This is a genomic window from Dokdonia sinensis, assembly GCF_003688895.1.
GTDB lineage: Bacteria > Bacteroidota > Bacteroidia > Flavobacteriales > Flavobacteriaceae > Dokdonia > Dokdonia sinensis.
Genome location: NZ_REFV01000012.1, coordinates 38,402 through 53,861 on the forward strand (window position 1 = coordinate 38,402; position 15,460 = coordinate 53,861).

Here is a 15,460-nt window from a genome sequence, read left to right on the forward strand (position 1 = left end):
ATTTCTGCCTTTGCAGAAACTAAAGATGAGAAAAATAAAAATAGAATCGTTTCTGGACGTTTTCCCCACTATGGAGGAACTTCCAGAAGCGATTTTTTCTTTAATGGAAGCCGCTATTGTTGCGCGAGAAAAGGCTTATGCTCCATATTCCGATTTCTTTGTAGGAGCAGCCTTGCTCTTAGATAATGGAGAAACCATTGCTGGAAGCAATCAAGAAAATGCCTCTTACCCATCGGGATTATGCGCAGAGCGCACGGCCATTTACTATGCAGGAGCAACCTACCCTAAAGCACATATAAAAGCCATTGCCATTACAGCACGGGCTAAGGACAAGCTCACCACGACACCCATCCCTCCCTGCGGTGCCTGTCGTCAAGCCATAGCAGAATATGAAATCAAGCAAAGGTCTCCTATCCCACTTTACTTTATGGGAGAAAGTGGCGAGGTTCTAAAAAGTGAATCTTTGGAAAATCTGCTTCCACTCCTATTTACTTCTAAATATCTATAAGCTTTAAAAAATAAAAGAAGTTATAAAGTCTAAGAACATTACATAATTCTTAAAAAACAAGGCATTATCATTATTCTTTCTACACTAAGGATCAATTAAAAATATCGCTACCGCACAAGTTTGGAGTGCATTAGCTTTCGGCAATGATGACTAAGCAACTTGTCTCTATGGTATATGTACGCTTTCGCGAAAGCGTATTCTCAACTAATTCTTAAACTACCTCGTTTTCGTAACTTTTCCACACATTGGATTTTAATGTATGGTTTTGAAATGGTATTTTTGTTATCCGCCTAAAACTGGGTGGCATTTATACGCTATTTAGATGAAGAAAGTAACTAAAGAAACTTACCTCAATTGGTACGAAGAAATGCTCTTCTGGCGCAAGTTTGAAGACAAGCTCGCACAAGTATATATTCAACAAAAAGTACGTGGGTTCCTGCACCTTTATAACGGTCAGGAAGCTATTCTCGCTGGGGCACTCCACGTTATGGACCTGTCTAAGGACAAAATGATTACTGCATACCGTAATCACGTCCAACCCATAGGGATGGGTGTAGACCCTAAGCGCGTGATGGCAGAGTTGTTTGGAAAAGCAACTGGAACATCGCAAGGGCTGGGCGGATCGATGCATATTTTCTCTAAGGAAAAGGGCTTTTACGGAGGTCACGGTATCGTAGGAGGTCAGATCCCTTTAGGAGCTGGAATGGCTTTTGGCGATAAGTATCATAAGCGTGAAGCGGTAACGCTTTGTTTCTTTGGAGACGGCGCGGCACGTCAAGGTTCCTTGCACGAGACATTTAATATGGCAATGCTCTGGAAATTACCAGTTGTTTTCTGTGTAGAAAACAATGGATATGCTATGGGTACTTCTGTAAAGCGCACGGCAAACCACGAAGATATCTGGAAATTGGGACTTGGTTATGAGATGCCTTGTGGTCCTGTAGATGCCATGAACCCTGTGGCAGTTGCAGAGGCTATGGACGAAGCCATAGACCGTGCACGTCGCGGTGATGGACCAACTTTCCTCGAACTTAAAACGTATAGATACAGAGGTCACTCTATGTCTGATGCACAACATTACCGTACCAAAGATGAAGTTGCAGAGTATCAAAAAATAGACCCTATCGTTCAGGTAAAAGACATCTTACTTGAAAAGAAATATGCTACCGAAAAAGAAATTAAGATTATAGACAAGCGCGTAAAAGAGCGCGTGGCCGAGTGTGAGAAATTTGCAGACGAAAGCCCGTATCCAGATAAGAGTGTGATGTACGATGTAGTATACGAGCAAGAAGATTATCCATTTTTATCTCATAAATTGTAAGCTATGGCAGAAGTAATCAATATGCCGCGATTAAGCGACACGATGGAAGAAGGAACAGTTGCAACTTGGCTTAAAAAAGTGGGCGACAAAGTGGAGGAAGGAGATATCCTTGCAGAGATTGAGACTGACAAAGCCACGATGGAGTTTGAATCCTTTAATGAAGGTGTGCTCTTACATATCGGTATAGAAGAAGGAAAAACAGCAAAGGTAGATACCTTACTTGCCATCATAGGTGAGGAAGGGGAAGATATATCTGCATTGCTAGAGGGTGGGGATGATGATGCCGCTTCCGCGAAAGAAAACGGCACTAAAGAATCATCCCAAAATAAGGATTCAGAAAAAGAACAGTCAGAAGATGAATCTTCTGACAATGATGACACTGAAGAAGAGAAAAGTGATGACTCTGATAATTCTGGAGGAGATTTACCTGATGGAGTCGAAGTCATAAATATGCCTCGACTTTCTGACACGATGGAAGAAGGAACGGTTGCAGCTTGGCTCAAAAAAGAAGGGGACGAAGTTGCCGAAGGAGACATCCTTGCAGAAATCGAGACCGACAAAGCCACAATGGAGTTTGAATCTTTCTATGGAGGTACGTTACTTCACATAGGAATACAAGAAGGTGAAACTGCAAAAGTGGACAACCTTCTAGCCATCATAGGCCCAGCGGGAACAGATGTTTCTGGTATTGTCAAGGCTGGCGGAAGTAAAGCTAAAAAAGAAGCTCCAAAGAAAGAAGAAAAAAAGACAGAAGAAAAAGCTTCAAAGCCAGCAAAAGACGAAAGCCAAGACGCTCCAAAAGTTGACACAAAGAAAGAGAGCAAAAGCTCATCTTCAAGTTCGAGTTCGAGTTCTAACGGAGGACGCATATTTGCCTCTCCCCTAGCAAAGAAAATCGCCGAAGAGAAAGGTATTAACCTGTCACAGGTTAAAGGTTCAGGAGAAAATGGACGCATTGTAAAAAGTGATATTGAGAATTTCACACCTTCTACGGGAGGTTCGGGAGCATCTGTACAGCAGTTTGTTGCGACAGGCGAAGAAAGCTTTGAAGAGATTGAAAATTCTCAAATGCGTAAGGCTATCGCTCGCGGTCTTGGAAAATCTAAATTTACAGCGCCGCATTACTACTTGAACGTAGAGTTCAATATGGAGAATATGATGGCGTTCCGCTCTCAATTTAATCAGTTGCCAGATACTAAGGTGTCCTACAACGATATGATTATTAAGGCAACAGCCATCGCTCTAAAACAGCATCCTCAAGTAAACTCGCAATGGTTTGACGATAAAATGCGTTTAAACCATCACGTACACATCGGTGTAGCTGTGGCTGTACCAGATGGATTAGTAGTTCCAGTCGTAGAGTTTGCAAACGAAAAAAATCTACAACAGATAAATGTAGAAGTAAAAGAACTGGCCGGAAAAGCGCGAGATAAAAAATTGAAGCAAAAAGAAATGGAAGGATCTACCTTTACTATTTCTAATCTTGGAATGTTCGGAATCACAGATTTTACTTCAATAATTAATCAACCCAACTCGGCAATCCTTTCTGTAGGAGCGATTGTAGAGAAGCCTGTTGTAAAGGATGGAAAACTTACCGTAGGACATACCATGAAGCTCACACTCGCCTGCGATCACCGTACGGTAGACGGAGCGACTGGAGCACAGTTCCTACAAACACTTAAGATGTATATAGAGAATCCTGTACTTATGCTAGCTTAGTTCAGGCGCGAGATACTAGATTAAATCCCATCTTTACAGGTGGGATTTTTTAGTTTAAATGGAATCTGACATACGGCTCTTATGGCTTTTCCATATCTTTACTTTTATGAAAAAAATAATTGCAATTTTAGGTATATCCACTCTAGTCTCTTGTGGTTCCGGTCAATTAATCTCGGTAAATGAAGACAACGCTGGACAGCCTATAACAACTCAATCTACAACTGCTACAGAATCATCAGGGATTACTAAAACGGAGCAAAAGGAACTTACGCCAGCCCCAGGAATATTGGGTTCTAGCAAAACGACTTCGGTTAGAAAAACAATGGAGTTTTTAGCCTCGGACGACTTAGGAGGACGAGATACAGGAAGTCCAGGAATCCAAAAAGCTGCAAAATATATCGAAGGTAGATTTACGCGCAGCAACATAAAACCCTATTTTAAAGACAACTACAGAAGTATTTTCGAGGTAAATGAACAAGAGGCGTTCAATATTGTTGGCATGATTGAGGGAACAGACCCTAGGCTCAAAAATGAACTTGTCATTATAGGAGCTCATTATGACCACATTGGGAATAATGCAAAAGCTGTAAATGGTGACAACATCGCAAACGGAGCAAATGATAATGCAGCTGGAACGACCGCAGTACTTGCAATAGCAGACCACTTTGCAAAAGCAAAGAACAACAAACGGACCTTAGTATTTGCACTTTTCTCAGCCGAAGAAAAAGGTTTAAAAGGTTCGGCAGATCTTGCTAGAAAAATGAAAGCACAAGGCGCAAAACCTTATGTAATGTTCAATATAGAAATGATAGGCGTGCCGATGATAGGAAAAGACCATCTCGTATACTGCTCTGGTTACGATCTTTCAAATCTTGCAGAAAAGTTCAATGAATACGCAGACGAAAAGGTGATTGGTTTCCTACCTAAAGCAAAGGAGTTCAACCTTTTTAAGCGTAGTGACAACTACCCGTTTTACACTCAATTTAAAATACCCGCACAAACAATCTCTAGTTTTGATTTTACAAATTATGACTATTATCATCACGTAGACGACGAGGCAAGCGAGATGGATTACGTTTTTATGCAAACTGTAATAAATAAAGTTGTCCCAGGAATCGCTAAGATGGCAAATACTCCTAAGAAGGAGATAAAAATGAATGAGTAAGTCTTAAACATGGAGAAAGCAATGAAGCGCATTATTATTACAGGAACTAGCAGAGGCATAGGTTTTGAACTTGCAAAGCAATTTGCGGCAGAGGGGCACCAGGTACTTGCGCTTTCGCGAAAGCATACCCCTTGCGCAAACCTTAATCTACCTAACCTTACTGCTTTCCCTTTTGATATAACTGACGTTGCACACTTTCAAAAAGTGATTGATTTTATTGAGAGTGATTGGGAAGGTGTAGACATATTGATAAACAATGCCGGAGCTCTTTTAAACAAACCTTTTGCAGAAACCTCCATCGCCGATTTTGAAGCCGTTTACAATGTTAATGTTTTTGGCGTTGCAGAGCTTACCAGAACCGTAGTACCTTATATGAAATCTGGCGCTCACGTAGTCACAATCTCCAGTATGGGCGGTATTCAAGGCAGTATGAAATTCCCAGGGCTTGCAGCATATAGTAGTAGTAAAGGAGCAGTAATCACGCTAAACGAACTCTTAGCCGAAGAGTATAAAGAGCAGCATATTGCATTTAATGTTCTTGCACTAGGCGCAGTTCAAACAGAAATGCTTGAAGAAGCCTTCCCCGGATACAAAGCACCTCTCAATGCAAGAGAAATGGCAGACTACATCTTTAATTTTGCACTTTCGGGTAACCAGTTTTACAACGGAAAGGTTTTACAAGTCTCGGCGAGCACCCCGTAAACTATGGTTGATGTCCTTAAAAAATACATCCCAGAACAAGCAGCGGCACCAGTTTTTGAACTTATAAAAGCAAATGCTGTTGCACTTAAAATTGTAAATGAGCGACTTACTCGTCACGGAGATTATCGTAGGATGCCCAACGGGCAGCACCAGATTACAGTAAACGTAAGCCTCAACAAATATCGATTTCTGGTAACACTCATACACGAGATTGCCCATCTGGTTGCCTTTGAGAAGTATGGGCGTTTTATAAAGCCGCACGGCAAAGAATGGAAAATTACGTTCCAGCATCTAATGATACCGTTTATAAGACCTGAGGTTTTCCCTATGGACCTCCTACCCTATCTTGCAAGGCATTTTAAAAATCCAAAAGCAAGTAGTGATACAGATGCATCACTAGCGGTAGCTCTTAAAAAGTACGATCCCCCCAATGATAAAAATTATATCTTTGAATTGCCTCTAGGTACAACCTTTCGTATTCCTAATGGTAAGATTTTTAAAAAAGGAAATAAACGTAGAAAGCGGTATGAATGTGTAGAGATAGCTACTGGAAAAGTTTATATATTCCAACCCAATGCGGAGGTCGAGCAACTGGACTAATTAGATACAATGAGTGCAAAAAATGAAAATTATTACGCTTTGCTTATGGCAGGCGGCGTTGGGTCACGGTTTTGGCCAGTGAGCACTGCAAATTTCCCTAAGCAGTTTCACGATATGTTAGGAACGGGTGATACGCTTCTTCAAAAAACATTTCAGCGGTTAGCAAAGATTGTTCCTAAGGATCAAATATTAGTTCTCACAAACACCCGCTATAACGATCTTGTAAAAGAACAACTTCCTCAAATAGCTCAAAAAAATATCGTCCTAGAACCCGCGATGCGCAATACAGCACCTTGCATATTGCTCTCGGCGCTTAAGGTAAAAAAGGAGAATCCTGACGCAGTAATGATCGTTGCGCCCAGCGATGCCTGGATTGAAAATGAGAATGCTTTTGTAAGTGATCTTCAGAAAGCCTTTGATAGCGCACAGAACGACAATGTGATCGCCACTTTAGGAATTCAACCTACGTTTCCAAATACAGGATATGGGTATATAAATTATGATAAGGATGATAGCGCTTTTGCGAAAACAGTAAAAAGATTTACAGAAAAACCAGATTACACAACTGCAAAAGACTTTATCTCTAGTGGAGAATATTTATGGAATGCCGGAATGTTTATTTGGAGTGTAAAAACGGTGTTAGATGGTTTTAAATCGCATTTACCAGATATGTTCAGTCTTTTTGATCAAGGAATGGTAGTTTACAATACACCAGAAGAACAAGCTTTTATTAATAACCACTACCCACGCGCCGAAAATATCAGTATCGATTATGGGATTATGGAAAAGCACGAAAACGTTAAAGTAGTTCCAGCAACCTTTGACTGGAATGACCTAGGTACCTGGGGTTCTCTGTATGAAAAACTGGACAAGAGTTCTGAGAATAATGCTGTAGTAAACGCGCTATTGCATACAGAAGGTGCGACAGGAAATATCGTGCGCACTACAAATAAGAAAATCGTCGTGCTCGATGGGATTAAAGACTATATCATTGTTGAAGAGGATAATATTTTGCTTATAATGCCTAAAAGTAAAGAACAAGAAATTAAGGAAATACGAAACGCCGTTCAAGCAAAATACGGCAACCACCTAGGCTAATGGAAAATAAAGATAATATAGGAGCAAATCCAGACCCTAGAAAGTCCGAGCTTATGCCCTCAGATGACACGCAGATTCATAATAACGCGCAAGGACTCTGGCAGAACATAAAAAAGTTCATTCACGATCTCTTAGACATAAGGGATGACACAGACCGTAATGCAACCATAGAAGCAGTGCGCAAGGATATTCCTTTTAAAGGACATACCTCGTGGATTCTTATTTTTTCAATATTTATAGCAAGTATCGGACTTAATGTAAGCAGTACTGCGGTCGTTATTGGGGCAATGCTTATCTCCCCACTTATGGGACCTATTGTAGGCATAGGATTATCTGTCGCCATAAACGACGGCACGATGATGAAACGATCCTTCCTTAATCTCGCTGTAATGATCGTTCTTAGTGTCCTTACTGCGACATTATATTTTTGGATCAGTCCGCTTAAAGAAGAAACACCAGAGCTTCTATCCAGAACGTACCCGACCATTCTCGATGTTTTAGTAGCTATATTTGGTGGACTTGCATTGATTGTTGCAAAAACTAAATCAGGAACTATTGCTAGTGTTATTTTTGGAGTTGCGATCGCGACAGCTCTTATGCCACCTTTATGTACTGTGGGCTATGGACTAGCTATCGGAAACTTAGAATATGCAGGAGGAGCAGCTTATTTGTTTTTTATAAATGCCGTTTTTATAGCACTTGCAACTTTTGTAGTGGCAAAATTACTCCGTTTCCCATTAGTCAAATATGCGAACCAGAAAAAGCGTAAGAGGGTCACGGCAATCGCTACGCTTGTAGCCATATTTGTACTGGCACCATCTATCATCCTCTTTGTAAACTTGTTGCAAAAACAGATTTTTATAACTAAGGCGCAAGATTTCGTATCAAACACAATTAAATATGAAGGTACTGAAGTTGTAAAAGAAGTAAAAAATCCTGAGACTAAGAGAATCGATGTCTATCTGATAGGAAATCTGGTTCCTCAAAATGTTATAAGCAACTGGCAAAGGCAACTTCAAGAAAAAGAAGGCCTAGAACAATGCAATCTAGTAGTACATCAAGGAGCAGATCAAAGCGGTGAGTTAGCCGCAAAACTAAGCACTGAAGTCCGCTCGGGAATTTTAGAAGACCTTTATGTAAAAAATCAAGAAGCAATGACATCCAAAGATGCTCAAATTCTACTCCTAGAAGAACAACTTACAAAATTACGAGCCTCAGCAATACCTTTCCAGTCTGTAGGAAATGAAGCAAAGATTAATTATGATGGACTCCAACGTTTTGGCTACTCCACCTTAATAACATCAGATTTTTCTACAGAAGCAGATACGCTTACCTACATAAAACTACAATGGGCAGATTCTATCCCTAAAGCAAAGCGACTTCGGCAAGAAGGTAAGATGAGTGAATGGCTAAAAGCAAGATTTAAGCTAGATACAATCGTTGTAGAGGGGAATTAAAGCTGGGAGCTGGGAGCTGGGAGCTGGGAGCTGGGAGCTGGGAGCTGGGAGCTGGGAGCTGGGAGCTAAAGTTTAGCTTTTTTGAGTAAAAACCATTACTCAATTTACTATGCTCAAAACCAGTCTTCACGAGCAAGCAAAATCCTTACCGCTTCCTACAACTGAGAACTGCCTACTAGAAAAGTGGGTAGTACTGGATTCGAACCAGCGACCTCTGCAATGTCAATGCAACGCTCTAAACCAACTGAGCTAACCACCCTTTTACAAGTGTAAATATACATAAAGGTGTAGCTCAAGAAACAAAATTATTTATTTTTTCTAAGTCCAAGACTCACATTTGTTCTTGAGTAATCAACGGTACTCAAAATGAATTAGCTACAGTTTTCACCTACGCTTAATCTTTTCTACACACTTCAAATTTCATTTGTATTCGCTTGCATTAAAATGGGCATAGAGAATGAGAAATCGTTAACTTTAGCTTTCGCAAAAAAATGACTCCACAACTATGTCCAAGAAATACATCATTGCATTTGACCAAGGCACGACCAGCACCCGCGCCATAATTTTTGACAACAAAGGAAACATCTGCAAGATTGCCCAAAAAGAGCTTACCCAGCATTACCCTAAATCAGGATGGGTAGAACACGACCCCGAGGAGATATTTCAAGCTCAAAACGAAGTTTTTGAAGAGGTGGTACACACCTCAGACATTGCTATGGAAGATATTGCTGGGATTGGAATTACTAACCAGCGAGAGACAACCGTAGTTTGGGATAAGACTACTGGAAAACCCATTTATAATGCCATCGTTTGGCTGGATAAACGTACGAAGGGCATCTGCGAGAATCTCAAGTCGCAAGATCTTGAAGAATACGTAAAAGAAAATACCGGACTCATCATAGACAGTTATTTTTCGGGGACAAAAGTGAAGTGGATTCTCGATAATGTTGAGGGCGCTTTCGCCAAAGCGGAAAAAGGAGAACTCCTCTTCGGAACCATTGACACCTGGCTCATCTGGAAATTTACTAACGGAAAAGTACACGCCACAGACCACTCCAACGCATCGCGCACGATGTTGTACAATATAAAGACATTGAAGTGGGACAAAAAAATGCTCACGGCACTCAATATTCCGGCGTCTATGTTGCCTCAAGTGCAAACCTCTGCTTCAGACTTTGGAACCGTTGAAATAGATGAGCACAACATTCCCATTTCGGGAGTTGCTGGAGACCAGCAAGCATCCCTTTTTGGACAAGGCGGTTATAAATCGGGAATGGCAAAGAACACCTACGGAACGGGTTGTTTCTTACTTATGAATACTGGAAAAAAACCCGTTACTTCAAAAAATGGGTTGCTCACTACCTTATGCGCCAGCTTGCCAGATGGTAAAGTAAAGTATGCACTCGAGGGCAGTATTTTTGTGGGCGGAGCTTCTGTACAATGGTTGCGGGACAAACTCAATGTGATAGATAAAGCCAGCGACACAGAGGAAATCTGTAAGAACACACCATCGTCAGATGGACTTTATGTGGTACCCGCTTTTGCTGGGCTGGGCGCCCCTTACTGGGATATGGATGCAAAGGGTGCAATTTATGGACTCACACTCGATTCTGGAAAAAATGATATCATAAAAGCAACGGTAGACGCACTCGCTTATCAAACCCGTGACGTACTAGATGCAATGATTGAGGATAGTGGTAAGCAAATGAAAGCGTTAAAAGTAGATGGCGGTGCTACGGCAAACGATTATCTAATGCAATTCCAGTCAGACATTCTCAATGTAGAAGTAGACCGCCCAAAAATGCTAGAGGTAACCGCCCTGGGCGCCGCATTTCTTGCTGGAATACAAGCGGGAATATGGAATAAAAAAGACATCGCAAAAATACGTAGAGTAGACACCATCTTTGAACCCAAAATCACCGAACACGAGCGGTCAAGAAAATATACAGGCTGGAAAAATGCGGTTGCCAGAACGAAGAGCACAACAAACCAAATGTTGAGCACACAAGAAGACGGCCCTATACGTTTTTCTGTGCTCGATAGGCAGACGCAAATCGCCCGAGCTAGCCGCGAGAAATACGACCTCATTGTTATAGGTGGTGGAGTTACAGGTGCAGGGATTGCGCTGGATGCTTCTTCCCGAGGAATGAAAGTATGCCTTATCGAGAAAAATGACTTTGCCTCAGGCACGAGTAATAAGTCCACCAAACTCATACACGGAGGTCTGCGCTACCTAAAACAAATGGAAATAGGACTGGTAAAAGAATCTGGTAGCGAGCGAGCCATCGTACACACCCTTGCACCGCACCTTGTGGTTCCAGAAAAAATGTTGCTCCCCTTAATAGAAGGAGGAACTTACGGTAAAATGATGACTGCCATAGGACTAAAAGTATATGATTTCCTGGCAAATGTAGAAGGCGACGACAAACGAAAGATGCTAAGCGCCGAAGAAACCGCACAAAGAGAACCATTGCTCAATGAAGCAATCTTAACAGGCGGAGGATATTATGCCGAGTATCGCACGGACGATGCAAGACTTACAGTAGAGCTATTAAAGAAGGCTGCGAGTTTTGGGGCGACGGTCATTAACTATTGTGAGATGCGTTCTTTTACGTATGATGATGGTAAGATTAAAAATTTAAAATGTTTTGACCATAACAACCAGCAGTCATTTACTTTAAAGGCGCAACATTATGTGAGTGCGGCAGGGCCTTGGGTAGACCTATTAAGAGAGAAGGACCACTCGATGAACAACAAGCATTTACATTTAACTAAAGGCGTGCACATTGTTTTCTCAAAAGAGCGTTTCCCGCTCACACAATCTGTTTATTTTGATGTGCCGGATGGGAGAATGATATTTGCCATACCCCGTGGACGTTCGGTTTATGTAGGTACTACGGATACAAATTACAATGGCAATCTCAATCGAGTTGTGGCAACAGAGGAAGATGCAAACTATCTTCTCGAAGCTACTAATAATATGTTTCCCTCTCTAGATTTAAAAATTGAAGATATAGAGTCCAACTGGGCGGGACTGCGACCACTCATACACGAAGATGGCAAAGACCCCAGCGAGCTTAGCCGAAAAGATGAAATCTTTGAATCTAAAACAGGCTTAATCTCTATCGCTGGTGGGAAGCTCACAGGATACCGCAAGATGGCCCAGCGCGTTATAGACCGTGTTTTAAAAGATGTTCCTGACAAGAAAAAGGCGCATCTCGTTAAATCGTACACGGAGAAAATTCCGCTTACATCAGAACCTTTAAAAGACAGTAAAGCTGTAGATGCCTATCAAAAAGAAATTACAAAGCGGCTCAAAGATTTGGGCATTGAGAACGAGTATCAGGGCTGGTACCTCGCCACTACTTACGGAAAACAGGCCGATGCTATCATAGATAAAATGGACTTCTTTCTAAATGACAGTCCAGAGGAACGCCTCATAAGAGCAGAGCTCTGGTACAGCGTACACCACGAAATGACCAATGCCCTGGTAGACTTTTTTGTAAGACGTACGGGCCGACTGTATTTTGACATACATTCCGTACACCAGTATAGACTGCTGGTTCAAGAGGATATGATAAAGTATCTGGGGTGGGATGAAGCGAGAGTGATAAAAGAGAATAACTATCTGGATATGCTATTGCAGGATGCGAGTGAATATTATGAGGAGGAATTTGCTTAATTATTTCGCTTTGGCGAGAGGAAATAAAATTTAAAATTCCGAGCTGAAATTCATAGGATGCCCGCTTTCGCGAAAGCGGAATAAACAACCTCGATGAGAGCCTACGGGTATTAAATTAAAAAATACGTTTTCCAAAATCCAAAGGAAGATAAAAAATACAAGCAGAAGGGAAATTGAATTCTCAGGGATTTGAAATCGGAAGGATTGTTATTCAATAGAAATGGTTTGAAGAGCATCACATTTTTACGAAAGCGTCATCACAAACCTTAATATTGTCTTAAAATTACATATTTTAGAGGCTTGACAAATTAACAACAACATATATGGGACTCATTACATTTCTAGGATTTACTTTGCTCGTTGCGGGCTACGCTTGGTGGAAAACACGCGGTACAGATGAAAAAAGTGCAGACGGATATTATCTGGGCGGTCGAAGCCTCGGAGCACTTACCATTGCGGGTTCTTTATTACTCACAAACCTCTCTGCAGAGCAAATTGTAGGGCTCAACGGGCAAGCATTTTCCGAAGGAATCTTAGTAATGGCCTGGGAAACACTAGCAGCAATTGCAATGGTCATTACGGCTGTGTACTTCCTTCCTAAATATATGCATAAAGGGATCACTACAATTCCAGAATTTATAGAAGAGCGTTTTGATGAAAATACAAAAGCTATATTGTCTATCCTTTTTCTTATCGCCTTTGGAATCGTGCTTTTACCTACCATTCTTTATTCAGGTTCGTTAGCCTTCAGTACAATGTTTGATTTACCTGCACTATTAGGTCTATCTGACGGGGCGACGATTACTGTTTGCGTTTGGACCATAGGTATTATCGGGATTATATATGCGATTTTTGGAGGTTTAAAGGCCGTGGCGGTTTCTGACCTCGTAAACGCAATTGGATTGTTAATAGGCGGATTGTTAATCCCTTATTTTGGTCTTAAACTTATAGGAGATGGCAGCATGGTAGACGGTCTAGATATACTCTGGACAGAAAATCAAGATAAATTTGATGTGACTGGAGATGTCACCTCCTCTATTCCTGTAGGAACTATTTTTACAGGAATGATGATTGCTCAGATGTACTATTGGGGAACAAATCAGGCAATATTACAACGTGTTTTTGGTGCAAAAAGTTTAAAAGAAGGTCAGAAAGGAATGATGCTCGCTGCCTTTGTAAAATTTCTTATCCCCATTATTGTTGTGCTTCCAGGTATAATAGCTTGGCACGTTTTTCAGGGCGATTTGAGCTCGGCAGATAAAGCATATCCAGAACTTGTAAAAGAAGTACTTCCTCCTGCCCTAGTAGGATTCTTTGCTGCTGTTCTCTTTGGGGCTGTACTAAGTTCATTTAATAGTTTATTGAACAGTAGTGCGACATTATTTGGTTTTGATCTTTATAAGAAGTTTTTTAATCGTGAAGCTTCTGAGCATCGTGCAGTGCGTGCAGGGAAGTTCTTTGGACTCGGGCTAGCCATTGTTGCAATGATTATTGCTCCTTTTATTGCAAAGGCTCCTGCAGGACTTTTTGATTACATCCAGCAAGCATTAGGAAGTCTGAGTGTACCTATTCTGGCAGTTGTTCTCGTAGGAATTGTAACCAAAAGAGTTCCGGCTCTCGGGGCAAAAATTGTGATGATTGCAGGGGTGATTATGTATGTTGCTACGATATTTATGAGACCTAGTTATCAAGAAGCTGCACTTGCAGAGGCCACAGCTGCTGGCATTTCAGATGTGGCGCAACTCGCGGTTATTAAAGCCGAAGCCTTCCCACACTTCCTACACGTAATGGGAATCCTGTTTGTAGTAAATATTATCATTATGCTCATCGTAGGAGCTGTAAAACCTAAAACCGATATTTACGTCCCTAAACAAACACAAGCCATAGATACCACTCCGTGGAAGTATGCTTGGATAGTGGGTGGACTGATTGTGTTACTGGTATTGAGCACTTATTTGATATTTTAAAAGGTAGTCGGTAGTCGGTAGTCGGTAGTCGGTAGTCGGTAGTCGGTAGTCGGTAGTCGGTAGTCGGTAGTCGGTAGTCGGTAGTCGGTAGTCGAAAAAACTATTTTTTTGCTTGCGAAAAAAAGATTTTGAGATTTTGTAAACAAATATTGAGCTTAGGGGATGAGTCCCGATAGTTATAGGGATTGCCGTAGCGTATATTAAATTGAATGCAGAAATAGAATGAAAGTTATAGTCACAGGAGGATTAGGATTTATAGGGTCGCACACGGTCGTAGAGTTACAGAACAAAGGCTATGAGGTGGTCATTGTAGATAATTGCTCTAACTCCTCAAAAGAAGTCCTTAAAGGAATAGAAAAGATAACTGGCATTGCACCTGTTTTTGAAGAGTTTGATTTACGTGAAAAAGTCAAAGTCCAAGAGTTTTTTGAGCGTCATCAAGATGCTTCTGGATTAATTCACTTTGCTGCGTCAAAAGCAGTAGGAGAAAGCGTAAAAGAGCCTCTCCTCTATTATGAAAACAATATAGGAACGCTAGTGTATCTTTTACAGGAACTCAAGAAAAAGGAAAGCGCAAACTTCATATTCAGTTCTTCGTGTACGGTTTATGGACAAGCAGATGAGCTTCCTATTACTGAAAATGCTCCTATCAAACCTGCCGAGTCCCCTTACGGAAACACTAAGCAAATAGGAGAAGAAATCATAAGAGACACTTGTAAAGTGAATCCACAAATTAAAGCTATCGCCTTACGCTATTTTAATCCTATAGGAGCACATCCTAGTGTGGAGATAGGTGAACTTCCTCTAGGCGTACCCGCAAACTTAGTTCCTTTTATTACGCAAACAGGTATTGGGCTGCGAGAGCAGTTATCTGTTTTTGGCAATGATTATCCTACCCCAGATGGCACCGCGGTGAGGGATTACATACACGTTGTAGATCTAGCAAAAGCTCACGTCATTGCGTTAGAACGATTGATAAAACAAAATAATAAAGACAACTACGAAGTTTTTAATATCGGTACAGGTACTGGAAGTTCTGTGCTTGAAGTTATTAGATCTTTTGAGAGTGTATCTGGTAAAAAGCTTAATTATAAGATCGTAGCAAAACGCTCTGGCGATGTCACCGCAGCTTATGCTGACACTTCAAAAGCAAACAATGATTTGGGCTGGAAATCGCAAAGCACTCTAGATGAAGCGTTAGCTTCGGCTTGGGAATGGGAGCAAAAAGTACGTGGCTAATT

General features: G+C 41.2%; 11 protein-coding genes and 1 tRNA gene. 11 read left to right on the plus strand and 1 reads right to left on the minus strand.

Annotated elements, in window-relative coordinates; genetic code table 11:
- Positions 1-25: 25 nt before the first annotated feature.
- From EAX61_RS12070 to EAX61_RS12105, 8 genes are all read left to right on the plus strand, one after another.
- On the plus strand, positions 26-508 hold the full coding sequence (locus EAX61_RS12070) for a cytidine deaminase (protein WP_121917960.1): 483 nt from the start codon (positions 26-28) through the stop codon (positions 506-508).
- A 322-nt stretch (positions 509-830) separates the two neighbouring features.
- On the plus strand, positions 831-1,829 hold the full coding sequence (pdhA, locus tag EAX61_RS12075; protein ID WP_121917961.1) for a pyruvate dehydrogenase (acetyl-transferring) E1 component subunit alpha: 999 nt from the start codon (positions 831-833) through the stop codon (positions 1,827-1,829).
- A gap of 3 nt (positions 1,830-1,832) precedes the next feature.
- The gene (locus EAX61_RS12080) at positions 1,833-3,548 is read left to right on the plus strand and encodes a pyruvate dehydrogenase complex dihydrolipoamide acetyltransferase (protein WP_121917962.1); all 1,716 of its coding nucleotides are present in this window, start codon (positions 1,833-1,835) and stop codon (positions 3,546-3,548) included.
- A gap of 106 nt (positions 3,549-3,654) precedes the next feature.
- Positions 3,655-4,713 carry a M20/M25/M40 family metallo-hydrolase gene (locus EAX61_RS12085; protein ID WP_121918031.1) on the plus strand — a complete coding sequence of 353 codons (1,059 nt, stop codon included), beginning with the start codon at positions 3,655-3,657 and terminating at the stop codon, positions 4,711-4,713.
- 21 nt (positions 4,714-4,734) lie between these two features.
- The gene (locus EAX61_RS12090; RefSeq protein ID WP_121918032.1) at positions 4,735-5,415 is read left to right on the plus strand and encodes an SDR family NAD(P)-dependent oxidoreductase; all 681 of its coding nucleotides are present in this window, start codon (positions 4,735-4,737) and stop codon (positions 5,413-5,415) included.
- Between the two features lie 3 nt (positions 5,416-5,418).
- Positions 5,419-6,015, plus strand: coding sequence for a SprT-like domain-containing protein (locus EAX61_RS12095; protein ID WP_121917963.1), 597 nt, complete (start codon positions 5,419-5,421; stop codon positions 6,013-6,015).
- A 9-nt stretch (positions 6,016-6,024) separates the two neighbouring features.
- The gene (locus tag EAX61_RS12100) at positions 6,025-7,113 is read left to right on the plus strand and encodes a mannose-1-phosphate guanylyltransferase (protein ID WP_121917964.1); all 1,089 of its coding nucleotides are present in this window, start codon (positions 6,025-6,027) and stop codon (positions 7,111-7,113) included.
- Positions 7,113-8,570 (plus strand): DUF389 domain-containing protein, encoded by a 1,458-nt coding sequence (locus tag EAX61_RS12105; protein ID WP_121917965.1) that lies wholly within the window; start codon positions 7,113-7,115, stop codon positions 8,568-8,570. The genes EAX61_RS12100 and EAX61_RS12105 overlap by 1 nt, the downstream gene beginning before the upstream one ends.
- A gap of 184 nt (positions 8,571-8,754) precedes the next feature.
- Here the strand turns inward: EAX61_RS12105 and EAX61_RS12110 are convergent.
- Positions 8,755-8,829 (minus strand) — tRNA-Val (locus EAX61_RS12110).
- A 246-nt stretch (positions 8,830-9,075) separates the two neighbouring features.
- On the opposite strand from EAX61_RS12110, the gene glpK reads away from it, so the two are divergent.
- From glpK to galE, 3 genes are all read left to right on the plus strand, one after another.
- Complete coding sequence (glpK, locus tag EAX61_RS12115; RefSeq protein WP_121917966.1) at positions 9,076-12,252, plus strand: glycerol kinase GlpK; 3,177 nt, start codon at positions 9,076-9,078, stop codon at positions 12,250-12,252.
- A 323-nt stretch (positions 12,253-12,575) separates the two neighbouring features.
- Positions 12,576-14,219, plus strand: a complete 1,644-nt coding sequence (locus tag EAX61_RS12120) for a solute:sodium symporter family transporter (RefSeq protein ID WP_121917967.1) — start codon at positions 12,576-12,578, stop codon at positions 14,217-14,219.
- Between the two features lie 222 nt (positions 14,220-14,441).
- On the plus strand, positions 14,442-15,458 hold the full coding sequence (gene galE / locus EAX61_RS12125; protein ID WP_121917968.1) for a UDP-glucose 4-epimerase GalE: 1,017 nt from the start codon (positions 14,442-14,444) through the stop codon (positions 15,456-15,458).
- Positions 15,459-15,460: the final 2 nt, after the last annotated feature.